23 protein-coding genes are annotated in these 22291 nt (G+C 56.9%); 7 read left to right on the forward strand and 16 right to left on the reverse strand.

Translation table 11 applies throughout. From position 1 onward, the window contains the following. Positions 1-16: 16 nt before the first annotated feature. From QRD42_RS03375 to ppiA, 3 genes are all read right to left on the reverse strand, one after another. Positions 17-619, reverse strand: coding sequence for a putative adenosine monophosphate-protein transferase Fic (locus QRD42_RS03375; RefSeq protein WP_321988179.1), 603 nt, complete (start codon positions 617-619; stop codon positions 17-19). Continuing rightward, entirely contained in the window at positions 609-779 is a 171-nt protein-coding gene (locus QRD42_RS03380; RefSeq protein ID WP_088220945.1) for a YhfG family protein, read from the reverse strand. Before QRD42_RS03380 ends, QRD42_RS03375 begins: the two co-directional genes overlap by 11 nt. Before the next feature lie 105 nt (positions 780-884). Further along, on the reverse strand, positions 885-1457 hold the full coding sequence (gene ppiA, locus QRD42_RS03385) for a peptidylprolyl isomerase A (protein ID WP_072571257.1): 573 nt from the start codon (positions 1455-1457) through the stop codon (positions 885-887). A gap of 279 nt (positions 1458-1736) precedes the next feature. Between ppiA and tsgA the strand changes: the two genes are divergently transcribed. From tsgA to QRD42_RS03415, 6 genes are all read left to right on the forward strand, one after another. Then, entirely contained in the window at positions 1737-2921 is a 1185-nt protein-coding gene (gene tsgA, locus QRD42_RS03390; protein WP_318376868.1) for an MFS transporter TsgA, read from the forward strand. 304 nt (positions 2922-3225) lie between these two features. Next, positions 3226-5769 carry a nitrite reductase large subunit NirB gene (gene nirB, locus QRD42_RS03395; RefSeq protein ID WP_318362685.1) on the forward strand — a complete coding sequence of 848 codons (2544 nt, stop codon included), beginning with the start codon at positions 3226-3228 and terminating at the stop codon, positions 5767-5769. Beyond that, positions 5766-6092 carry a nitrite reductase small subunit NirD gene (gene nirD / locus QRD42_RS03400; protein WP_072571254.1) on the forward strand — a complete coding sequence of 109 codons (327 nt, stop codon included), beginning with the start codon at positions 5766-5768 and terminating at the stop codon, positions 6090-6092. The genes nirB and nirD overlap by 4 nt, the downstream gene beginning before the upstream one ends. A 115-nt stretch (positions 6093-6207) precedes the next feature. After that, positions 6208-7014, forward strand: a complete 807-nt coding sequence (gene nirC / locus QRD42_RS03405) for a nitrite transporter NirC (protein ID WP_072571253.1) — start codon at positions 6208-6210, stop codon at positions 7012-7014. A gap of 18 nt (positions 7015-7032) precedes the next feature. Next, positions 7033-8406, forward strand: a complete 1374-nt coding sequence (gene cysG / locus QRD42_RS03410; RefSeq protein WP_072571252.1) for a siroheme synthase CysG — start codon at positions 7033-7035, stop codon at positions 8404-8406. Between the two features lie 199 nt (positions 8407-8605). Further along, positions 8606-8776, forward strand: coding sequence for a YhfL family protein (locus QRD42_RS03415; RefSeq protein WP_321988180.1), 171 nt, complete (start codon positions 8606-8608; stop codon positions 8774-8776). A 69-nt stretch (positions 8777-8845) separates the two neighbouring features. Here the strand turns inward: QRD42_RS03415 and trpS are convergent, their stop codons facing one another. From trpS to QRD42_RS03475, 12 genes are all read right to left on the reverse strand, one after another. Then, positions 8846-9850, reverse strand: a complete 1005-nt coding sequence (gene trpS / locus QRD42_RS03420; protein ID WP_072571251.1) for a tryptophan--tRNA ligase — start codon at positions 9848-9850, stop codon at positions 8846-8848. Next, on the reverse strand, positions 9843-10604 hold the full coding sequence (gene gph / locus QRD42_RS03425) for a phosphoglycolate phosphatase (protein ID WP_072571250.1): 762 nt from the start codon (positions 10602-10604) through the stop codon (positions 9843-9845). The genes trpS and gph overlap by 8 nt, the downstream gene beginning before the upstream one ends. Further along, complete coding sequence (gene rpe, locus QRD42_RS03430; protein WP_318362681.1) at positions 10597-11274, reverse strand: ribulose-phosphate 3-epimerase; 678 nt, start codon at positions 11272-11274, stop codon at positions 10597-10599. The genes gph and rpe overlap by 8 nt, the downstream gene beginning before the upstream one ends. 39 nt (positions 11275-11313) lie before the next feature. Then, entirely contained in the window at positions 11314-12126 is an 813-nt protein-coding gene (gene dam, locus QRD42_RS03435; protein WP_321988181.1) for an adenine-specific DNA-methyltransferase, read from the reverse strand. 67 nt (positions 12127-12193) lie between these two features. Further along, the gene (gene damX, locus QRD42_RS03440) at positions 12194-13531 is read right to left on the reverse strand and encodes a cell division protein DamX (protein ID WP_321988182.1); all 1338 of its coding nucleotides are present in this window, start codon (positions 13529-13531) and stop codon (positions 12194-12196) included. Positions 13532-13621: 90 nt separating this feature from the next. After that, positions 13622-14710, reverse strand: coding sequence for a 3-dehydroquinate synthase (aroB, locus tag QRD42_RS03445; protein WP_072571246.1), 1089 nt, complete (start codon positions 14708-14710; stop codon positions 13622-13624). 54 nt (positions 14711-14764) lie between these two features. After that, the gene (aroK, locus tag QRD42_RS03450) at positions 14765-15286 is read right to left on the reverse strand and encodes a shikimate kinase AroK (protein ID WP_072571245.1); all 522 of its coding nucleotides are present in this window, start codon (positions 15284-15286) and stop codon (positions 14765-14767) included. Between the two features lie 352 nt (positions 15287-15638). After that, on the reverse strand, positions 15639-16859 hold the full coding sequence (gene hofQ, locus QRD42_RS03455) for a DNA uptake porin HofQ (protein WP_321988183.1): 1221 nt from the start codon (positions 16857-16859) through the stop codon (positions 15639-15641). Further along, complete coding sequence (locus tag QRD42_RS03460; protein WP_321988184.1) at positions 16744-17199, reverse strand: HofP DNA utilization family protein; 456 nt, start codon at positions 17197-17199, stop codon at positions 16744-16746. Before QRD42_RS03460 ends, hofQ begins: the two co-directional genes overlap by 116 nt. Next, complete coding sequence (locus tag QRD42_RS03465) at positions 17189-17650, reverse strand: hypothetical protein (protein ID WP_321988185.1); 462 nt, start codon at positions 17648-17650, stop codon at positions 17189-17191. Before QRD42_RS03465 ends, QRD42_RS03460 begins: the two co-directional genes overlap by 11 nt. Further along, on the reverse strand, positions 17634-18170 hold the full coding sequence (locus QRD42_RS03470; protein ID WP_321988186.1) for a PilN domain-containing protein: 537 nt from the start codon (positions 18168-18170) through the stop codon (positions 17634-17636). Before QRD42_RS03470 ends, QRD42_RS03465 begins: the two co-directional genes overlap by 17 nt. Before the next feature lie 2 nt (positions 18171-18172). Next, complete coding sequence (locus QRD42_RS03475; protein ID WP_321988730.1) at positions 18173-18955, reverse strand: DNA utilization protein HofM; 783 nt, start codon at positions 18953-18955, stop codon at positions 18173-18175. Between the two features lie 120 nt (positions 18956-19075). Between QRD42_RS03475 and mrcA the strand changes: the two genes are divergently transcribed. Further along, positions 19076-21628 carry a peptidoglycan glycosyltransferase/peptidoglycan DD-transpeptidase MrcA gene (gene mrcA / locus QRD42_RS03480; protein WP_321988187.1) on the forward strand — a complete coding sequence of 851 codons (2553 nt, stop codon included), beginning with the start codon at positions 19076-19078 and terminating at the stop codon, positions 21626-21628. A 37-nt stretch (positions 21629-21665) separates the two neighbouring features. Here the strand turns inward: mrcA and nudE are convergent, their stop codons facing one another. Further along, positions 21666-22226, reverse strand: a complete 561-nt coding sequence (nudE, locus tag QRD42_RS03485) for an ADP compounds hydrolase NudE (RefSeq protein WP_072571239.1) — start codon at positions 22224-22226, stop codon at positions 21666-21668. Positions 22227-22291: the final 65 nt, after the last annotated feature.

The raw sequence follows: 22291 nt of genomic DNA on the forward strand, positions 1-22291 counted from the left end.
TCCGCCGGGCGTTGGCTTACTCTGCCTCTTTCGCTTCACTGACCACCTTGCTGAAGATTTTGGTCAGCGCAGAGAGATCGCCCATCGCGCCGCTCTGATTCGCCTGGCTCCAGGCATCCGGCTTGATGCCGCGCCAGTCCAGCATGTAACCCGCGTGGATCGCCAGCTGCTCGAAGAAAATACGCTGGGCAATACCGTTGCCGATGCGGAACGGGTGCAGCACGTTGATTTCGCAATAATAGTGCGCCAGGCGTTCGGTGAAAGTGTCTTTCTCAAGACCCTGCAACCAGTTTTCCACCTCCAGCTCCTGCATCAGGGCATTACCCTCTTTTTCGATGTAATCGAAATGGCAGAAACGCGTGTCGCCCTGATAGATGTCCACTTCGCGAATGTCGCCCGCCCAGTCAAAAATATCCTGATACAGATGGCGGTGAATGGCGCACAGGTGCGGCAGGCCGGGGGTATCGGTGCCTAACGGCAGGGTGGCGGCGCGCAGCGCGGTAAATTCATATGCAGCGTCTCCCAGACGCTGTGCCTGACGGATTCCGAGCTTATTACGCATCACATTGAGGCCGGGGTAAAGATAGGGATCGCGCCCGTCGCCAAACTTATCGCTCATGGTTCCCCCTTAACGCTTCAATGCGCGCGTTTGCTTCGTCGGCGCTTAGTTTGATCTCTTCACACTCGACGCCTTCAAGCCGTCTGCTGGCCTGGAAATTGACGTTACGCTGCTGTTCCCAGAGACGGGATTTTTGCCGGTCGGTGAGTTTTTTAGCCATGACGCCTCCCTGTTGTTGTCGCCCATGAGCCACAAGTATAAGCGGCAATCCGGCGTTGCGCAGGGAAGCGAAGAGGAGCACGGGCCGCAAAACCCGTGCAAAATGTTACGGCAGGACTTTCGCGGAAAGGATCACAACAGGTTTGGTTGGCACATTCTGGTAAGGGCCGACATCGTGCGTCTGCACCTGAGAAATCTTGTCCGCCACATCCATACCTTTCACAACTTTACCGAATACCGCATAGCCGAAATCGCGCTGACCGTGATCGAGGAAGGCGTTATCCGCTACGTTTAAGAAAAACTGGCTGGTCGCGCTGTCTTTATCCGCGGTGCGCGCCATTGAGATAGTGCCGCGGGTATTACGCAGGCCGTTATCCGCTTCGTTTTTGATCGGCGGATTGGGCTGTTTCTGCTGCATCTGCTCGTTGAAACCGCCGCCCTGCACCATAAAGCCCGGGATCACGCGGTGGAAGGTGGTGTTGTTATAAAAACCACTGTTCACATAGTCGAGGAAGTTTTGCACGGACACCGGGGCTTTCTGGCTGTTCAGCTCCAGTTCGATGTTACCGGCAGACGTGGTCAACAGAACATGGGGATCACCTTTTGCTGCCAGCGCAGCGGGGGAAATTGCAGAAAGAGCAAATACAGCTGCGACAGCCGCCAGAGTCATTTTAACCATGAGAATTCCTAAACATAGAGCGGTAAAAGAGCGAGTGGATAGATTCTAAAGAGGCGATAGCTCACAGGCCAGCCTTTTACCTAATTTTACGAAATTGAAACAGTTGTAACCTCACAAATTTATGATAAATAGCGGCCTAAAGTGTGAGCGATCTCATAATAAATACTGCAATAAGTTTCATATTCATTATTAAAGATTTAAATGTATCACTTTATTGCATAAAATCTGCCCGTTCACAGCGCTGTCAACGCGCTTTACACTTATATGCACAGGCCAGACATGACTAACAGCAACCGTATTAAGCTCACATGGATCAGCTTCTTCTCCTACGCCCTTACCGGCGCGTTGGTGATCGTCACCGGGATGGTGATGGGAAATATCGCAGAATATTTTAATCTGCCGGTATCCAGTATGAGTAACACCTTCACCTTCCTGAACGCCGGGATATTAATCTCTATCTTCCTTAACGCCTGGCTGATGGAAATCGTGCCGCTGAAAACCCAGCTGCGCTTCGGTTTTGTGCTGATGATCCTGGCCGTTGCCGGACTGATGCTGACCCACAGCCTGGCGCTGTTCTCCGCCGCCATGTTCGTGCTCGGTCTGGTCAGCGGCATCACCATGTCGATTGGTACTTTCCTGGTCACGCAGATGTATGAAGGCCGCCAGCGTGGTTCGCGCCTGCTGTTCACCGACTCCTTCTTCAGCATGGCCGGGATGATATTCCCGATGGTCGCCGCTTACCTGCTGGCGCGCAGCATCGAATGGTACTGGGTTTACGCCTGTATCGGTCTGGTGTACGTCGCTATCTTTATTCTGACCATTGGTTGTGAATTCCCGGCGCTGGGCAAACATGCAGCACCGGGCGACAAGCCGGTAGTGAAAGAAAAATGGGGCATCGGCGTGCTGTTCCTGTCCATCGCGGCCATGTGCTACATCCTGGGTCAGCTGGGCTTTATCGCCTGGGTTCCGGAATACGTGAAAGGCATGGGCATGGACGTCAGCGCTCAGGGCAAACTGGTCAGTGATTTCTGGATGTCGTACATGGTCGGCATGTGGGCGTTCAGCTTCATCCTGCGCTTCTTCGATCTGCAGCGCATTCTGACCATTCTGGCAGGCCTGGCGGCGGTACTGATGTACCTGTTCATCACCAGCGCGGCCGACCATATGGCGTGGTTTATCATGGCACTGGGCTTCTTCTCCAGCGCGATCTACACCACTATCATCACGCTCGGCTCGCAACAGACGAAAGTGGCGTCGCCGAAGCTGGTTAACTTTATTCTCACCTGCGGCACCATCGGCACCATGCTGACCTTTATCGTCACCGGCCCGATTGTTGCCAGTAGCGGCCCGCAGGCGGCGCTGTTCACTGCCAACGGGCTGTACGCGGTAGTCTTCGTGATGTGCTTTGCGCTGGGCTTCGTTACCCGTCATCGCCAGCATGGCGCAACGGCAACTGCACACTAATCTCTGCGCCCCTTTCCTGCCGGGAAGGGGCATTTTTTGCTGTACTCCCCCGCATAAAAACACTACTCCATCCCTGTCAATGACCTCCTGATCTTAAGGAGTAGGTCGTTTTCTTAAAAACCCTGTTTTTTGCTCAGATTTTCCTCAACTCTGAAAAGCCTGACATTTCCTCAACTTAGAAAAATCCCCTGAAATCAGTCATCTACTCATTAAGGAGTAGTTAAAGGTGTAATTGATTTGCATCAATAAACGCCATTGCTGAATCGTTAAGGTAGGCAGTAATAGAAAAGAAATCGAGGCAAAAATGAGCAAAGTCAAACTCGCTATAATCGGTAACGGCATGGTCGGCCACCGCTTTGTTGAGGATCTTCTCGATAAAGCGGACGCCAGCCAGTTCGACATTACCATTTTTTGTGAAGAACCCCGTAAAGCCTACGATCGCGTTCACCTGTCTTCCTACTTCTCTCACCATACCGCTGAAGAGCTGTCGCTGGTGCGGGAAGGATTTTACGAGAAGCACGGCGTTAACGTGCTGGTCGGCGAGCGCGCTATCACCATTAACCGCCAGGAAAAGGTGATCCACTCCAGCGCAGGCCGCACGGTCTATTACGATAAACTGATCATGGCGACCGGTTCCTACCCGTGGATCCCGCCCATCAAAGGTTCTGACACGCAGGACTGTTTTGTCTACCGCACCATCGAAGATCTGAACGCCATCGAAGCCTGCGCCCGCCGCAGCCGTCGCGGCGCGGTAGTCGGTGGCGGTCTGCTCGGTCTGGAAGCCGCAGGCGCGCTGAAAAACCTCGGCGTTGAAACGCATGTTATCGAGTTCGCGCCAATGCTGATGGCGGAACAGCTTGATCAGATGGGCGGCGAACAGCTGCGCCGTAAAATTGAAAGCATGGGCGTGCGCGTGCACACCAGCAAAAACACCCAGGAGATCGTGCAGGAAGGCGTTGAAGGCCGCAAAACCATGCGCTTCGCCGACGGCAGCGATCTGGAAATCGACTTTATCGTCTTCTCCACCGGTATTCGCCCGCGCGACAAACTGGCTACCCAGTGCGGCCTGGCAGTCGCGGCACGCGGCGGTATCGTGATTAACGACACCTGCCAGACTTCCGACCCGGATATCTACGCCATCGGCGAATGCGCCAGTTGGAATAACCGCGTATACGGTCTGGTCGCGCCGGGCTACAAAATGGCGCAGGTTGCCGTTGACCATATCCTCGGCAACACCAACGCCTTTGAAGGCGCCGACCTCAGCGCCAAGCTGAAACTGCTCGGCGTGGACGTAGGCGGTATCGGCGATGCGCATGGCCGTACGCCGGGCGCGCGCAGCTACGTGTACCTCGACGAAAGCAAAGAAGTCTATAAACGCCTGATCGTCAGCCCGGACAATAAAACCCTGCTCGGCGCGGTGCTGGTGGGCGACACCAGCGACTTCGGCAACCTGCAACAACTGGTGCTGAACGCCATTGAACTGCCGGAAAACCCGGACGCGCTGATCCTGCCCGCCCACGCAGGCAGCGGCAAACCGTCAATCGGCGTGGATAAACTGCCGGACAGCGCGCAAATCTGCTCCTGCTTCGACGTCACCAAAGGCATGCTGATCTCCGCCATCAATAAAGGCTGCCACACGGTGGCGGCGCTGAAAGCGGAAACCAAAGCCGGTACCGGCTGCGGCGGTTGTATCCCGCTGGTCACCCAGGTGCTGAACGCTGAGCTGGCGAAACAGGGTATTGAAGTTAACCATAACCTGTGCGAACACTTTGCGTTTTCCCGTCAGGAGCTGTACCACTTGATCCGCGTGGAAGGCATCAAAACCTTCGACGAACTGCTGCACAAATACGGTAAAGGCTACGGCTGCGAAGTCTGTAAACCGACCGTCGGCTCGCTGCTGGCCTCCTGCTGGAATGAGTACGTACTGAAACCGCAGCACACGCCTTTGCAGGATACCAACGACAACTTCCTGGCGAATATCCAGAAAGACGGCACCTACTCGGTGATCCCGCGCTCTGCTGGCGGCGAAATCACCCCGGAAGGGCTGATGGAAGTCGGCCGTATCGCCCGCGAATTTAACCTGTACACCAAAATCACCGGCTCTCAGCGTATCGGCCTGTTCGGGGCGCAGAAAGATGACCTGCCGGAAATCTGGCGTCAGCTTATCGAGGCGGGCTTCGAAACCGGTCATGCCTATGCCAAAGCGCTGCGTATGGCGAAAACCTGCGTCGGCTCCACCTGGTGCCGTTACGGCGTGGGCGACAGCGTGGGCTTCGGCGTCGAGCTGGAAAACCGCTACAAAGGCATCCGCACCCCGCACAAAATGAAGTTTGGCGTGTCCGGTTGTACCCGTGAATGTGCGGAAGCGCAGGGTAAAGACGTGGGCATTATCGCCACCGATAAAGGCTGGAACCTGTACGTCTGCGGTAACGGCGGTATGAAACCACGCCACGCCGACCTGCTGGCGGCGGATCTTGATCGCGATACGCTGGTGAAATACCTCGACCGCTTCATGATGTTCTACATCCGCACCGCCGACAAGCTGACCCGTACCGCGCCATGGCTGGAAAATATGGAAGGCGGCATTGATTACCTGAAGAGCGTGATCATTGACGACAAGCTGGGCCTGAACGCGCAGCTGGAAGCAGAAATGACCCGTCTGCGTGAGGCGGTGGTCTGCGAGTGGACCGAAACCGTGAAGGATCCGCAGGCGCAGGTGCGCTTCAGACACTTCATTAACAGCCCGCAGCGCGATCCGAATGTGCAGATCGTCCCGGAACGTCAACAGCATCGCCCGGCCACGCCTTATGAGCGTATCCCGGTGACCATGGTGGAGGAAACCGTATGAGCCAGTGGAACACTATCTGCAATATCGCTGACATCATTCCGCAGACCGGCGTTTGCGCGCTGGTGAACGATCAGCAGGTGGCGATTTTTCGCCCGCGTCAGGACGAGGAAGTTTTTGCCATCAGCAATATCGACCCGTTTTTTGAAGCGAGCGTGCTGTCGCGCGGCCTGATTGCCGAGCACAACGGCGAGCTGTGGGTCGCCAGCCCGCTGAAAAAACAGCGTTTCCGTCTGCGGGACGGGCTGTGCATGGAGGATGAAAGCCACTCGGTCGCGCATTTTGACGCGCGGGTGAAGGATGGCGAAGTGCAGGTACGCTGTTAAGCATTTAGGGAGGCGCAACGCCTCCCCTTTTTTAAATTTTTATTTTCTTTTTAATTTTTCACACAACATCATTTGTGCGGCATCCCAAAGGATGACGTGTTAGAGGATAATCAACATGTTTACCGACACTATCAATAAATGTGCCGCGAACGCGGCGCGAATTGCCCGGCTCTCGGCGCAAAATCCGCTCGGCTTCTGGATCAGCTCCGCCATGGCGGGCGCTTACGTGGGGCTGGGTATTATCCTCATCTTTACCCTCGGTAATCTGCTCGATCCCAGCGTTCGTCCGCTGGTGATGGGCGCGACCTTCGGGATTGCGTTAACGCTGGTGATTATTGCCGGTTCTGAATTATTCACCGGTCACACCATGTTTCTGACCTTCGGCGTCAAAGCAGGCACCATCAGCCACGGTCAGATGTGGACTATTCTGCCGCAAACCTGGCTCGGCAACCTGATTGGCTCGGTGTTCGTCGCGCTGCTCTATAACTGGGGCGGCGGCAGCCTGTTACCGCTGGATACCAGTCTGGTCCATACCGCGGCGCTGGCGAAAACCACCGCGCCCGCAGGCGTACTGTTCTTTAAAGGCGCGCTGTGTAACTGGCTGGTTTGTCTGGCGATCTGGATGGCAGTGCGCACGGAAGGCGCGGCGAAATTCCTCGCTATCTGGTGGTGCCTGCTGGCGTTTATCGCCTCCGGTTACGAGCACTCCGTTGCCAACATGACGCTGTTCGCCCTCTCCTGGTTTGGGCATCACAGCGAAGCCTATACCCTCTCCGGAATTGGTCATAACCTCTTGTGGGTAACCCTGGGCAATACTTTATCTGGTGCCGTATTTATGGGACTGGGTTATTGGTATGCTACTCCTCGTGCTGAACGCCCGGTACCGGCGAAAGCGACGCTCACGGAAACCCTGGGCCAATAAAAATAATGAGGTAATGTCGTGCACCATCTTCCCATCTTTTGTCAATTACGCGGTCGTGACTGCCTGCTGGTCGGCGGTGGCGATGTCGCAGAACGTAAAGCCCGACTGTTGATGGAAGCCGGTGCGCGGCTCACCGTTAATGCGCTGGCCTTTTCGCCGCAGTTTACCGTCTGGGCAAACGAAGGCATGTTAACGCTGGCGCAGGGCGATTTTAATGAAGCGCTGCTCGACACCACCTGGCTGGTGATTGCCGCCACCGACGATAACGACGTCAATCAGCGCGTCAGCGATGCCGCCGAAGCGCGGCGTATTTTCTGCAACGTGGTGGATGCGCCGAAAGAAGCCAGTTTTATCATGCCGTCCATTATTGACCGTTCGCCGCTGATGGTGGCGGTCTCCTCGGGCGGCACCTCCCCCGTGCTGGCCCGTCTGCTGCGTGAAAAACTCGAAGCCGTGCTGCCGCAGCATCTCGGGCAGCTTGCGGGCTACGCGGGTAAACTGCGCGATCGCGTGAAAACCCACTTTGATAACGTGGGCGAGCGCCGCCGTTTCTGGGAAAAATTCTTTGTCAACGATCGCCTCGCCCAGTCGCTCGCCAACGACGATACTCAGGCCATCAGCGACGTCACCGAACAGCTGCTGAACGAGCCGCTGGATAAACGCGGCGAAGTGGTGCTGGTGGGCGCAGGTCCGGGGGATGCCGGATTGCTGACCTTAAAAGGCCTGCAGCAGATCCAGCAGGCGGATGTAGTGGTGTACGACCGTCTGGTCTCCGACGACATTATGAATCTGGTGCGCCGCGACGCCGACCGCATTTTCGTCGGTAAACGCGCCGGTTACCACTGCGTGCCGCAGGAAGAGATTAACCAGATCCTGCTGCGCGCCGCGCAGTCCGGTAAGCGCGTGGTGCGCCTGAAAGGCGGCGATCCCTTTATCTTCGGACGTGGCGGCGAGGAGCTGGAAACCCTGTGTCATGCGGGCATTCCTTTCTCTGTGGTGCCGGGCATTACGGCAGCTTCCGGATGTTCAGCCTATTCCGGCATTCCGCTGACCCACCGTGACTACGCCCAGAGCGTGCGGCTGATCACCGGCCATCTCAAAACCGGCGGGGAACTGGACTGGGCCAACCTTGCCGCCGAAAAACAGACGCTGGTGTTTTACATGGGGCTGAATCAGGCCGCGACTATCCAGGCGCAGCTGATCGCCCACGGCATGGAAAGCGATATGCCGGTGGCGCTGGTGGAAAACGGCACCTCGGTCAAACAGCGAGTGGTTAGCGGTTCTCTCAACGAGCTGGGAGAACTGGCGACACAGGTAGCAAGCCCGGCGCTGATTATTGTCGGTCGCGTGGTCGCCCTGCGCGATAAGCTTAACTGGTTCTCAAACCATTGATATCTTCAGATAAAGCCAGCGTCGCCTGGCTTTATTCATTTTTCTGTCCACGTTACCAGTCCGACTCCGGACTAAGAGATCCCCTTAAAATTCAATATAATCATGCAGTTATAATTGACCATGGAAATATTGCGCTCTGCAATTATCCACGTCAATTATGAAAAACATGCTGATGACTATGAATAACAAGGAAGATCGAATGAAGAAGATTATTAAAATCACTGCGCTGATTGCAGCTGTTGCAACCCTCTCCGCCTGCACAGGTCACGTGCAGAACAAAGCCAACAACTGCAGCTATGACTACCTGCTGCATCCGGCCATTTCTATTTCTAAAATCGTCGGCGGCTGCGGCCCGGCGGCAGCGCAGTAAGGCTCTGAATCACTCTTGCGCCGATACAAAAAAACCGGGAATTTCCCGGTTTTTTTCTGAACGAATGCGTTACGGCTTCGCGACAAAACCGATCGCTTCGTACACTTTTTTCAGCGTCACGGCGGCATGGGCGCTGGCTTTCTCTGCCCCTTCGCGCATGATTTTTTGCAGGAAGGCTTCGTCATTGCGGTAGCGGTGATAGCGTTCCTGTAGCTCAGTCAGCATAGCGGATACCGCGTCCGCCACTTCGCCCTTCAGGTGGCCATACATTTTGCCTTCGAAATGCTGCTCCAGTTCCGGGATGCTTTTACCGGTCACGGCAGAGAGAATGTCCAGCAGGTTAGAAACGCCCGCTTTGTTCTGCACGTCATAACGCACTACCGCCGGTTCGTCGGAGTCGGTTACCGCACGTTTGATTTTCTTCACGACCGACTTCGGATCTTCCAGCAGGCCGATAACGTTGTTGCGGTTATCGTCGGACTTGGACATTTTTTTCGTCGGCTCAAGCAGGGACATCACGCGCGCGCCGGATTTCGGAATAAAAGGTTCCGGCACTTTAAAGACGTCGCCGTAGATGGCGTTGAAGCGCTGCGCAATATCGCGGCTCAGCTCAAGGTGCTGCTTCTGATCTTCACCCACCGGCACCTGGTTGGTCTGATAGAGCAGAATATCGGCGGCCATCAGCACCGGGTAATCAAACAGACCGGCGTTGATGTTTTCGGAATAGCGCGCTGATTTGTCTTTGAACTGGGTCATGCGGCTCAGCTCGCCGAAATAGGTGTAGCAGTTCAGCGCCCAGCCCAGCTGCGCGTGCTCCGGCACGTGGGACTGTACGAAGATGGTGCTTTTTTCCGGATCGATGCCGCACGCCAGATAGAGCGCCAGAGTATCGAGCGTAGCTTTACGCAGCTTTTCAGGATCCTGGCGGGCGGTGATGGCATGCAGGTCAACGATGCAGTAAATGCAGTGGTAATCATCCTGCATACCTACCCACTGACGCAGCGCACCCATATAGTTACCGATGGTCAGTTCACCTGAAGGCTGTGCGCCACTAAATACGATGGGCTTAGTCATGATTTTCTTCCTGATCCTCGCTGTGCGGGAGCCCGAGCACGGGCAGTAAATCGTTAAAGCGGTCGAACACGTGATCCGGCTCGCTAAGCGTAATGGCTTCACCGTAGTTGTAGCCGTAAGTCAGGCCAACAGAGCAACAGCCTGCGGCACGTGCCGCCAGAATATCATTGCGGGAATCGCCGACAAAGAGCAACGCCTGCGGTTCGATGCCCAGCTTTTCCGCCACCAGCAGCAGCGGCTCCGGGTGCGGCTTTTTGTTTTTCACGTCATCGCCGCCGATCACCACGCTGAAGAAACGGGCAATATTAAGCGCCTCCAGCAGCGGCGCGACAAAAGGCGTCGGTTTATTGGTGACCAGCGCCAGCGGCAGGCCCTGCGCCTGTAGGGCGGCCAGCGTCTGTTCAACGCCGGGGAACAGGAAACTGCCCTCTTCCACCACGTCGGCATAATAACGATCGAACAGTTTACGCAGCATGCGCACCTGCTCTTCTTCCGGAATATCGGCCTGGTCAACGGCAGGTTTACCCATTGAAGAGCGTAAAGCCGCGCGCTCCTGTCGGGCCCAGTTCAGCGCCCGCTGCATCAGCACGTCAGCGCCGTTGCCAATCCAGGTGATCACCCGCTCTTCCCCCGCCTGCGGCAGTTCCAGCGCGTAGAGCGCCATGTCCACCGCATGGGTTAAGCCCGGTGCGCTGTCAACCAGCGTGCCGTCGAGATCGAATGCCACGCCACGAATATCCTGCATCTTATTCATGACCGACCTTTGCGAGTTCGCTGCGCATTTCATCAATCACCTGCTTATAGTCTGGCTTGTCAAAAATGGCTGAGCCTGCCACAAACATGTCAGCACCGGCAGCGGCGATATCGCGGATATTGCTCGCCTTCACGCCGCCGTCCACTTCCAGACGAATATCCCGGCCGGAAGCGTCGATGCGGCGACGCACTTCGCGCAGCTTATCCAGTGTGTGCGGAATAAACGACTGACCGCCAAATCCGGGGTTAACGGACATCAGCAGGATCACGTCCAGCTTGTCCATCACATAATCGAGGTAGCTCAGGGAGGTGGCCGGATTCAACACCAGCCCGGCTTTACAGCCGTGTTCTTTGATCAGTTGCAGCGTGCGGTCCACGTGCTCGGACGCTTCAGGATGAAAGGTGATAATGCTGGCGCCCGCCGCGGCAAAATCCGGCACCAGTCTGTCGACCGGTTTTACCATCAGATGCACGTCAATCGGGGCGGTGATGCCGTAATTGCGCAGGGATTTCAGCACCATCGGGCCCATGGTCAGGTTCGGCACATAATGGTTATCCATCACGTCAAAATGCACCACATCACCACCGGCAGCCAGCGCTTTCGCGGTATCTTCACCCAGGCGGGCAAAATCAGCCGACAGAATCGAAGGGGCTATTAAATACTGTTTCATCCGCATCTCCTTAGAGGTTTTAGCGGCGGGCGAAACGGCTCATGGGCGATACAGAGCCAGCAGTTCGTCCACCTTTTTACGTGTGCCGCCATTACTGCTTATGCTGCGCCGCACTTTTAACAAATGCATCTCCGCCTGACTGTACCATTCACGGGTTAACGACGTATCGTGATTGGAGATCAGCACCGTGATCTGCTCTTTCTTCAGACTTTCCGCCAACTGCGCCAGATGCGCCTGCTGTTCCAGGCTGAAGCTGTTTGTGTGATAAGCGGTAAAGTTCGCGGTGGAGGTCAGCGGCGCGTAAGGCGGATCGCAGTACACCACCGAATCTTTGGTGGCGCGCGCCATGCTGTCGGCATAGGTTTCACAGTAGAAAAACGCGTTCTGCGCTTTCTCGGCGAAATGGTACAGCTCTGCTTCCGGGAAGTAGGGCTTCTTGTAGCGACCAAAAGGCACATTGAACTCGCCGCGTAAATTGTAGCGGCACAGACCATTGTAGCCATGACGATTCAGATACAGGAACAGGACTGCGCGACGAAGCGTATCGTGGCACTGGTTAAACTCAGCGCGCAGCTGGTAATACACCTCAGCCTGATTGGTTTGCGGAACAAAGAGTTCACGCGCGCTCTGCACATACTCATCGGTACGGGTTTTCACGATGTCGTAGAGGTTAATCAGATCGCTGTTAATGTCGGCAAGGATATAACGAGAAAAGTCGGTATTAAGAAATACCGACCCGGCACCTACAAACGGCTCAATCAGGCACTCGCCTTCCGGCAAGTGCTTTTTGATATCGTCGAGCAGGGGGTACTTGCCCCCTGCCCATTTCAGAAAAGCGCGATTCTTTTTCATGCTGACTGACTAATTACACCTTCTCCGGCTGTGGAGAAAGCTCCGACAGCAACCTGCGCTTTAATCATTATTTGAGATCGGCCTGCACCTGGTGCACTGGCTTCGCCCATGGGTTTTTCGCCTGCACATCGGCTGGCAGCGTTGCCACGGCGCGTTTGGCTTCTTCTTTAGAGGCATACACACCGCTCACCAGCACATACCACGGCTGACCGTTGCGGGAGGTCTGATAAACCACGTAGTTTTTCAGATTCTCTTTTTTCGCCCAGGCGTTCAGGTTGTTGGAGTTGGAAGAACTGCTCAACTGCAACGTGTAGTGTCCTGACGGCGCGGATTTTAACGCGCCCACATTACCCGTGGTACCACCCGCGGTGGCGGCTGGCGCTGCGGATTTCGCTGGCGTGGTCGCTGCCGGGGCCGTGGTGGTGGCCGTCGCCGCAGGCGCGGCAGGTTTAGCCGGTACGCTGGCGGTCGCTTTCGGTGTCGTGTTGTTTGCCGGCGTTTTCGCCGGTGCGGCAATCACCGTTTCCGTACGCTTCGGCTGAACCGGCACGGCTTTCGGCGCGGTCTGCGTAGCCTGCGGTTTACTCTGTGGTTTGCTTTGCGATTTCGGTTCGATCACCGCCTGCTTGCGCTCGGTGGTGCGCGGGGCCGTCTGACGTTCCGCCGTGTCGGTGGTCTGACGCGGTGCGGCAGCGCCGTTACGCAGCGGAGCCACGGTCGCCGGTTCCGTCGGCAGCGTGGAGTTAACCGCCACGTTATTGAGCTGATCCTGATTTTGCGGCTGGGTCAGCGCGTTGTTCAGGTCGCCCTGCACTTCCACACGCTGCTGGCCTTCCGGCGTAGCGGCAGTTTGCGCCTGCGTCGGGGTCGAAGAAATCGGCGGCAGGGAAACGTCCTGCTGGTTACCAGCCGTCTGCTCCGCAGAGGTGGCGCCAGGGGCAGGTTGCGTGGCGTTAGCCTGGTCGGCGGCATTGTTGGTAGTACTGCTGCCAGCCAGATCGATATTTTTCTCGGTGGATGCCGTTTGCTCGCCGTTGTTTTTGCTCACCGGCGATTTCAGCGCGGAGCCGATACCAACGATTAACAGCAACAGCACCAGGATCCCCAGGCCAATCATCATGTACTGACGAGAAGCGGGTTTCGCGGCGGCGGCTTTTTTGCGATTGCGCGGACGGCGCACTTCGCGCGGCTCATCCACAGACGCGTCTTCTTCCGGATACTCCTCGTACTCCTCGTCTTCACGGGGTTTACGGGATCGCGAAGGCCGACGGTCGTCTGCTTCCAGATCGACGTCATCAAAATTGATTTGCGGTTCACTGTCACGATCAGAAGATTGACGGGAACGACCAGTACGACGATCGCTGGGATCGGGTTTCAGCTCGTCTTCTGGTTTGTATTCATCCATTTAACACCCCACTCATAGGCTTATGCTTACCACGTGCATATCGCCCGAAGTTAAAACGCCACGGCTGGCGCGGCCAGACCTTTCTAATTGTTACGCTTGCTGGCAATCCGCAATGGCGTCAAGTACAACATCATGCGGAACGCCGCCGCGAACTTCACTTTTACCTATGGCAAGCGGGAGCACTAAACGCATCTCGCCCGCCAGCACTTTCTTGTCACGCATCATATGAGGCAGATAAGCCTCGCGGGACATCTCTTGCGGGCCGTTGACCGGAAGGCCGGCACGCTTGAGCAGCGTAATAATACGTTGTGTATCCTGCTGGTCGAACTGCCCGAGGCGTTCAGCCACGCGCGCTGCCATCACCATACCCGCAGCAACCGCCTCACCATGCAGCCAGTTACCGTAGCCCATTTCAGCTTCGATAGCATGACCAAAGGTGTGCCCCAGGTTCAGTAAAGCACGTAAGCCGGTTTCGCGCTCGTCAGCCGCCACAACTTCGGCTTTTAACTCGCAGCAGCGGCGAATACAGTACGCCATTGCCGGCCCGTCCAGACGCAGCAATGCATCCAGATTGTCTTCCAGCCAGATAAAGAATTCGCGGTCGAGAATGATGCCATATTTAATGACTTCAGCCAGACCAGAGGAGAGTTCACGCGCAGGCAAAGTAGATAAGCAGTCGAGATCCACCACCACCGAAGCGGGCTGGTAGAACGCGCCAATCATGTTTTTGCCAAGAGGATGGTTTACCGCCGTTTTGCCGCCAACGGAGGAATCGACCTGCGAAAGCAGCGTGGTCGGCACCTGAATGAAGCGGACGCCGCGCTGATAGCTGGCTGCCGCAAACCCGGTGAGATCGCCCACTACACCGCCGCCCAGGGCGACCAGCGTCGTGTCGCGGCCATGAGGTTTTTGCAACAAGGCGGTGAAGACCGTGTCGAGCACTGCCAGGCTTTTATATTGCTCGCCGTCAGGCAGAACAACGCTATCTACCTTGACGCCCGCCTGTTCAAGAACACGGCGGATCTTATCGAGATACAGCGGAGCCAGTGTCTCGTTAGTGACCAGCATTACCTGATCACCGGACTTCAGAGGCAAGAAGGAAGCTGGATCGTTGAACAAGCCAGCCGCGATGGTGATAGGGTAACTACGTTCCCCGAGAGTGACGTTTATCCTCTCCATGACGCGACATCCACCTTAGTTGCTAAAACCCGAGGGCTTACGTTTAGCCAGAAATCAGTTGCTTTCCAGCATATTAATAATCTGGTTTGCGACCACTTTAGCGCTCTGGTCGTCGGTGCGAATGGTGACGTCGGCAATCTCTTCGTACAGCGGATTGCGTTCGTTCGCCAGCGCTTCCAGTACTTCACGCGGTGGTGTATCCACTTGTAACAGTGGGCGTTTTTTGTCACGTTGAGTACGAGCTAATTGCTTTTCGATAGTGGTTTCCAGATAAACCACTACGCCACGGGCGGAGAGACGATTACGGGTTTCGCGTGATTTCACAGAGCCGCCGCCAGTTGCCAGCACAATACCCTGTTTTTCAGTCAGCTCATTGATGACTTTTTCTTCGCGATCGCGGAAACCATCTTCACCTTCTACATCGAAGACCCAGCCCACATCAGCTCCGGTTCGTTTCTCAATCTCTTGATCAGAATCGTAAAATTCCATATTGAGTTGTTGAGCTAACTGACGCCCAATAGTGCTTTTGCCGGCACCCATAGGCCCAACCAGAAAGATATTGCGTTTCTCTGCCATTTTTTCGGTACTACTAAGACTATTCGTTAATGATAAACCCGCTTCGCAGACACACAACGCCGCAGGACATGAACTGAAACCTCATATGGTGAGTTCGAGAATCAGACTGAAAATTATCTCAATACTCCGGCTTGTTTGGCAACTGAATAAATCACCAATCCTTCACAGAGGTCAATTGAGGTGTGTCAGGACTATCTGACGCTCAAATCGGTACTCCTTGTAAGCTAATTCATCTCCCACGTCAAACACCTGAGTTCAGTTCAGTGCAAAAACCATCAACTTTCTTGCATATCATACGCACCATTGTTGCCGCCCGCAGGCAACGTTTTCGCGGCATGGCGGCCACCTGTCGCTAACGCAGCGGCACCAGCCGGGGGGTGATAAACACCACCAGTTCCCGCCTTTCATTATCTTTTCCGTCATGACGAAACAGCTGTCCCAGCCAGGGGACGCTGGCAAGTAAGGGGACCTTATCGCTGGCGGTTTTCTTTTTATGCTGAAAAATGCCGCCCAGCGCCAGCGTGTCGCCGCTTTTGACTTCGACCTGCGTTTCGATTTCCTGTTTATCGATAGCCAGGGTTTCGCCATCCGCCTGCTGCAGGACCTGTCCGGGCATGTTCTGGCTAATATGCAGCTTCAGACGCACCCGCCCGTCCGGCAGCACCGTGGGAGTCACCTCCATGCCGAGCACCGCTTCTTTAAATTCAACCGAGGTGGCGCCGCTGTCGCCGCTGGACACCTGGTAGGGGATCTCGCTGCCCTGTTTGATGCTGGCGGGTTGCAAATGGGACGCCAGCAGACGCGGGCTGGCGATGATATCGAGCTTCTGCTCCTGCTCCAGCGCCGACAGCTCAATGCCCAGCATCCGCCCGTCGATGCGCCCGATATTAAAACCGACCCGCGTGGTGGCGTTGGCCACCGACAGATCGCCGCTTAAGGCCGTCATATGCCCGACTTTTGCCACCGCATCGGCGGGCGCTTCAGCCAGATCCCATTTCACGCCCAGTTCGCGCAGGCTTTTTTCATTAATAGTCACGATGTGCGCTTCAAGCTCTACCTGCGCCACCGGCAGATCCATTTGCTCAACCCAGCGGGTAAAGGTACGGAGCGTGTCGGCATTATCACGCAGAAGAAGGCGATTGGTACGTTTGTCTACCGTCACCGTGCCTCTGGCGCTGAGCAGCTTCTCACCCGCGGCGGCCAGCTCGCCCGCATCGGCATAGCGCAGTACGATGCTCTGGTCCTGTAGCGGCAGGTTCAGCCGCTGCTTTTCCCGCCCGGCGTCCAGACTGGCCTGTTTTTGCTGCTGCCAGGCCTGTGAATGCACATGCAGAATAGAGCCCTGCCGCTGCATGGTCAGCCCCGCGCTGGCGATAACCGTTTCCAGCGCCTGTTTCCAGGGCACATTAATAAGATGCAGCGAGAGCGTACCGCTGACATCGGGCGAGACCACCAGATTATGCTTCTCCTGCTGCGCCAGGCTTTGCAGCACCTGCACCACCGGCACGTCGTCCACCATCAGCGTGACCGGCTTCGGCGCTTCCGCCCTTGCGGTCAGGATGCCGCACATCATGATTATTCCTGTCCATTGTTTCATGCTGATCTCCCTGTCGTGTCCAGCGCCACTGCTGCGGCTCGCAGTCTGCCGCGGTAAAAATTTGTATTTCAAGATCTGTGATCTTTCCCACCCGCCATCCGGTCGGTAAGCGATCGCCCGTGCTCACCCGCAGCCATTTCCCGCTGCCATCGCGCAGGATGGCCATGGCGCGCCCCCGCATCGCGACATAGCCCTGATAGCGCCATTGGGTCAGCTGCGCCGTCTGACAAAGGTCCGGCGGCGGCAAAAAGGGATCCCGCATCCCGGTAAGCGAGATCAAAGCGGTCGCCGCCAGCATCCAGCGTTTAAGGATCATTAGCCGCCTCCAGTTGCAGAGTGAAGCGTAACTGCCCGCCTTCCGGCTCCAGCGTAAAACCCCGGACGACCATGTCGTACTCCGCCAGACGTGCAAAAGTCGCAACCGCCTGCGCCCACTGCGCCGCCAGTTCCAGCTCACCGCCATGCAGGGCGGGCTGCCAGCGCGTCAGGCTGGCGTGCGGGGGCGCAAAATCAAGGGGCGAGAAAGCCCGCGCAGACTCGCTTTCCGTCAGCCCCTCCGGCGGGCGCAGCGCGTGCGTTTTCAGATAATGCTGGCGTAACGTCAGTTGCCGGGCGGCGCGATCGCTCTTCAGTTGCGTCAGCCTTTTTTCCGGCGGGCGAATGGCTATCCACCACAGGCAGACGGCAAGGCAACACGTCAGCATCAGCCACAGCGCCACCCGGCCCCGCCCGGTTAAGCCGTACCAGAAATCAAGGCACCGCTGCATGGGCTGCGTCCTCAATTAATTGATGCTGAAACTGCCAGCGACCCTGCGCATCGCGGGTGGTCGCCCCGGCAGTACCGGGATGAAAGCCGGGGATCTGGCTGAGCGCATCGTCGAGCCGGGATAAGGCCGCAAGCGAGGCGGCGACGCCTGCCAGTGCAAGTTTTCCCTGCTGATAGCGCAACTGCGTCAGCCAGGCCTTATCCGGCATCTGTTCTGCCAGCTGCGTCAGGCTGCGTTGCCATTCCCGCGTTGCTGCACGCTGCTGTAAGCGTTTCGCCTGCTGCTGCCAGCGCTGCTGCGCCTGTGTCCGCTCTGCGTGGCGTTGGCTCAGCGCCGCTAACAGCGTGGCGTCGGCGTCTTCTATAAGAATGTTAATCCGCTGCTCCGCCTGGATACCCTGTCGTCCGGCCAGCGTCACCAGCAGCAGGATCAGCACGGTAGCGGTATAGACCGCGCACCAGAAGCGATTGCGTCGCCGCTGACGCTGTAAACGCCAGGGCAGAAGATTGACCATGTACATGCTCAGCGCGCCTCACCCAGCGCCAGGCCAATGGCGATCGCCCAGGCGTCGCCGTTTACCGGTAAAGGCGGCTGGCGATGGGCCACAGCGCACCAGGCATCAAATCCCGCCGCCGCTTCGCACACCTGCCCCAGCGCTGGATCCAGGCCCAGCTTAAGCGCCAGCGCTTGCGGCGAATCAATGCCCTGCGCCGGATATCGTCCCCAGCGCTCCCGCGTGGCCCACAGCCACTGGCCGGGATCGCGCCAAATCAGCCAGCGGGCAGGGGGCGCGAGCAGCGGGATCAGCCGTTGCAGGGCGCAGGCATCGGGCGTGATGGCGGCAACGTGCAGACGCAGCGACCGCGCCAGCTCAAGCACGTCGGCAATCTCTTTATGTTGCGCCGCCGTCACGCGATAAGCGTCCTGCAGCGAGTCTTCACTGTAGTCGAAGCGTAAATCTTCCCCCGCCATGTCCAGTTCCCGCGCGAGGCTTCCCGCCATCCACGACAGCCGTTCGCGTTCGCCAAGGCGCATCGCCGGACGGGGAAAGGTCTTTTGCAGGGTACGTCCCGCCGGAAAAGCGAGCCGGATATGGTGGCGGCGCGGCAGCGTTTTGCTCCAGGGCAACAGCGTCTGTGAAAGCACATCGAACTGCCGGATTTGCCCGTCGACGACGACATCGTCGGCCAGCGGCACCTGCCACCAGCGGCGCAGCGCCCACTGCGTCTTTTCGCGGATCAGCGCAACGCCATACACGCCACTCTTTTGAATATGCAGTCCTATTTGCCAGTGCCCGAATGCCATCATCAGCGATCTCCTTATCGGTCGCCAAAGTGACGACCCTATCAATGCATCAGGCTTGCCTTTATACTACCGCGCGGTTGTTTATAAACTGCCCAGATAAAACTAAATGGGAAATCTCCGGTGAAGTTCGTAAAGTATTTATTGATCCTTGCAGTCTGTTGCATTCTGCTGGGAGCAGGCTCGATCTATGGCTTATACAAATATGTTGAGCCGCAACTCCCTGATGTCGCCACGCTCAGAGATGTGCGTTTGCAGATCCCGATGCAGGTTTACAGCGCCGACGGCGAGCTTATCGCTCAGTACGGTGAAAAACGGCGCATCCCGCTGACCTTAAACCAGATCCCGCCGGTGATGGTGAAAGCGTTTATTGCGACAGAAGACAGCCGTTTTTATGAGCATCATGGTGTCGATCCCGTGGGGATTTTCCGTGCGGCAAGCGTGGCGCTTTTCTCCGGTCATGCCTCGCAGGGCGCGAGCACCATCACGCAGCAGCTGGCGCGAAACTTCTACTTAAGCCCCGAACGCACCCTGATGCGTAAAATAAAGGAAGTGTTTCTCGCCATCCGCATCGAACAGCTGATGAATAAAGACGAGATCCTCGAACTTTATCTCAACAAAATTTACCTCGGTTACCGCGCCTACGGCGTGGGCTCTGCCGCGCAGGTTTATTTCGGTAAGTCAGTCGATCAGCTGACGCTGAGCGAAATCGCCGTGATCGCCGGTCTGCCAAAAGCGCCGTCGACCTTCAACCCGCTCTACTCGCTGGAACGTGCGACCAGCCGTCGAAATGTGGTGCTGTCGCGTATGCTCAGCGAAGGGTATATCTCGCAGACGGAGTACGATCAGGCGCGCGGCGAGGCGATTGACGCCAATTATCACGCGCCGGAAATCGCCTTCTCAGCGCCTTATCTGTCAGAGATGGTGCGCCAGGAGATGGTGTCCCGCTATGGCGAGAAAGCCTATGAAGACGGCTACCGTGTTTACACCACCATCACGCGTCAGATGCAGCAGGCCGCTCAGCAGGCGGTACGTAACAATGTGCTGGATTACGACATGCGCCACGGCTATCGCGGCCCGTCGAACGTGTTGTGGAAGCTGGGGGAAAGCGCATGGGATACCCAGAAAATCACCCGCACGTTAAAAGCGCTGCCGACCTACGGGCCGCTGTTGCCTGCCGTGGTCACGGGCACCAGCCTGCAGGAAGCGACGGCAATGCTGGCAGATGGCACCTCAGTGTCGCTGCGTATGGAAGGAATGCGCTGGGCGCGTCCTTACCGTTCGGATACCGCGCAGGGCGCTACGCCGCGCAAAGTCACCGATGTGGTGCAGGCCGGACAGCAAATCTGGGTGCGTCAGGTTGAGGATGCCTGGTGGCTGGCGCAGGTGCCGGACGTCAACTCGGCGTTGGTGTCCATCAACCCGCAAAACGGCGCGGTGATAGCGCTGGTCGGCGGCTTCGATTTCAATCAGAGCAAATTTAACCGCGCCACCCAGGCGCTGCGTCAGGTGGGCTCAAACATCAAGCCTTTCCTCTACACGGCGGCGATGGACAAAGGGCTGACGCTGGCGAGTATTCTCAACGACGTGCCGATTTCCCGCTGGGATGCGGGCGCGGGCTCTGACTGGCAGCCGAAGAACTCCCCTGCGGAATACGCCGGGCCTATCCGTTTGCGTCAGGGCCTGGGCCAGTCGAAAAACGTGGTGATGGTGCGTGCGATGCGCGCCATGGGCGTGGATTACGCGGCAGAGTATTTGCAGCGCTTCGGCTTCCCGGCGCAGAACATCGTGCATACTGAATCGCTGGCGCTGGGATCGGCATCCTTTACGCCGCTTCAGGTGGCGCGCGGTTATGCGGTGATGGCGAACGGCGGCTTCCTGGTGGATCCGTATTTCATCAGCAAGATCGAAAACGATCAGGGCGGCGTACTCTTTGAAGCCCGTCCAAAGATCGCCTGTGCGGAATGCGATATTCCGGTTATTTACGGCGAAACGCAGAAATCCGGCGTGCTGGAGAACAAAGACGTGGAAGACGTCGCCCGCTCGCAGGAGCAGCAGAACGCCGTCGTACCGATGCCGCAGCTGGGACAGGCTAATCAGGCGCTGGTGGCGCAAACCGGGGCGCAGGAGTACGCGCCGCACGTCATCAATACTCCGCTGGCGTTCTTAATCAAGAGCGCGCTGAACAGCAATATCTTTGGCGAACCGGGCTGGCAGGGCACCGGCTGGCGTGCGGGCCGCGATCTGAAACGTAATGATATCGGCGGCAAAACCGGTACCACCAACAGCTCGAAAGATGCGTGGTTCTCCGGCTACGGCCCTGGCGCGGTCACCTCGGTATGGATCGGCTTTGACGACCATCGCCGGGATCTGGGGCGCACCACCGCCTCGGGGGCGATTAAAGATCAGATCTCAGGCTATGAAGGCGGTGCGAAGAGCGCCCAGCCTGCCTGGGATGCCTTTATGAAACACGCGCTGGAAGGCGTACCGGAAGAACCGCTGACGCCGCCGCCGGGCATTGTAACCGTCAATATCGACCGCACCACCGGCCAGTTGGCCAACGGCGGCAACAGTCGTCAGGAGTATTTCATCGAAGGTACGCAGCCGACACAGCAGGCGGTACATGAGGTGGGAACGACGATTATTGATAACGGCGAGACGCACGAACTGTTCTGATCCTAAAGCCCTCTCCCGCCGGGAGAGGGCCATAAAACTACAGCCTGCCCTGCCCTTTCAGCCATTCCCGCACCAGGAAAAGCGCGCTGACATTGCGTGCTTCATTGAAATCGGGATCTTCAAGTAGATCCATCAGATGGGCCAGCGGCCAGCGCACCTGCGGCAGCGGTTCAGGCTCATCCCCTTGCAGCGACTCCGGATAGAGATCTTCTGCCACCACGATATTCATTTTGCTGGAGAAATAGGACGGGGCCATGCTCAGTTTCTTCAGAAACGTCAGGTTATGCGCGCCAAAACCCACTTCCTCTTTTAACTCGCGGTTCGCGGCTTCATACACGCTTTCGCCCGGATCGATAAGCCCTTTCGAAAAGCCCAGTTCATAGGCTTCGATCCCCACGGCATATTCACGGATCAAAATCAGATGGTCATCGACGATGGGCACAATCATTACGGCTTCGCGCGTTGACGGGCGCATGCGCTCATAAACACGACGCTCGCCGTTGCTGAATTCCAGATCCACGCTTTCAACGTTAAATAACCGTGATTTAGCGACGGTTTCGACGTTAAGAATGGTGGGTTTTTGCAATGATTTACTCATTATGATGGGGTCTTTACAGTGAAAACTCTGTTTATTGTGCGGTATAGCGAGCAGTTTGGGCAACG

Source organism: Enterobacter sp. PGRG2 (genome assembly GCF_030291195.1).
Taxonomy (GTDB): domain Bacteria; phylum Pseudomonadota; class Gammaproteobacteria; order Enterobacterales; family Enterobacteriaceae; genus Enterobacter_D.

Bases quoted from the DNA above. Each gene is read 5' to 3' on its own strand.
- hofQ (WP_321988183.1), bottom strand. From the start codon at position 16,859: ATGATGTGCGGCATCCTGACCGCAAGGGCGGAAGCGCCGAAGCCGGTC.
- aroK (WP_072571245.1), bottom strand. From the start codon at position 15,286: ATGGCAGAGAAACGCAATATCTTTCTGGTTGGGCCTATGGGTGCCGGC.
- QRD42_RS03380 (WP_088220945.1), bottom strand. From the start codon at position 779: ATGGCTAAAAAACTCACCGACCGGCAAAAATCCCGTCTCTGGGAACAG.
- QRD42_RS03475 (WP_321988730.1), bottom strand. From the start codon at position 18,955: ATGGCATTCGGGCACTGGCAAATAGGACTGCATATTCAAAAGAGTGGC.
- damX (WP_321988182.1), bottom strand. From the start codon at position 13,531: ATGGATGAATACAAACCAGAAGACGAGCTGAAACCCGATCCCAGCGAT.
- nudE (WP_072571239.1), bottom strand. From the start codon at position 22,226: ATGAGTAAATCATTGCAAAAACCCACCATTCTTAACGTCGAAACCGTC.
- QRD42_RS03375 (WP_321988179.1), bottom strand. From the start codon at position 619: ATGAGCGATAAGTTTGGCGACGGGCGCGATCCCTATCTTTACCCCGGC.
- nirB (WP_318362685.1), top strand. From the start codon at position 3,226: ATGAGCAAAGTCAAACTCGCTATAATCGGTAACGGCATGGTCGGCCAC.
- ppiA (WP_072571257.1), bottom strand. From the start codon at position 1,457: ATGGTTAAAATGACTCTGGCGGCTGTCGCAGCTGTATTTGCTCTTTCT.
- rpe (WP_318362681.1), bottom strand. From the start codon at position 11,274: ATGAAACAGTATTTAATAGCCCCTTCGATTCTGTCGGCTGATTTTGCC.
- nirC (WP_072571253.1), top strand. From the start codon at position 6,208: ATGTTTACCGACACTATCAATAAATGTGCCGCGAACGCGGCGCGAATT.
- QRD42_RS03460 (WP_321988184.1), bottom strand. From the start codon at position 17,199: ATGATCCTTAAACGCTGGATGCTGGCGGCGACCGCTTTGATCTCGCTT.
- trpS (WP_072571251.1), bottom strand. From the start codon at position 9,850: ATGACTAAGCCCATCGTATTTAGTGGCGCACAGCCTTCAGGTGAACTG.
- dam (WP_321988181.1), bottom strand. From the start codon at position 12,126: ATGAAAAAGAATCGCGCTTTTCTGAAATGGGCAGGGGGCAAGTACCCC.
- QRD42_RS03465 (WP_321988185.1), bottom strand. From the start codon at position 17,650: ATGCAGCGGTGCCTTGATTTCTGGTACGGCTTAACCGGGCGGGGCCGG.
- tsgA (WP_318376868.1), top strand. From the start codon at position 1,737: ATGACTAACAGCAACCGTATTAAGCTCACATGGATCAGCTTCTTCTCC.
- QRD42_RS03470 (WP_321988186.1), bottom strand. From the start codon at position 18,170: ATGTACATGGTCAATCTTCTGCCCTGGCGTTTACAGCGTCAGCGGCGA.
- aroB (WP_072571246.1), bottom strand. From the start codon at position 14,710: ATGGAGAGGATAAACGTCACTCTCGGGGAACGTAGTTACCCTATCACC.
- nirD (WP_072571254.1), top strand. From the start codon at position 5,766: ATGAGCCAGTGGAACACTATCTGCAATATCGCTGACATCATTCCGCAG.
- gph (WP_072571250.1), bottom strand. From the start codon at position 10,604: ATGAATAAGATGCAGGATATTCGTGGCGTGGCATTCGATCTCGACGGC.
- QRD42_RS03415 (WP_321988180.1), top strand. From the start codon at position 8,606: ATGAAGAAGATTATTAAAATCACTGCGCTGATTGCAGCTGTTGCAACC.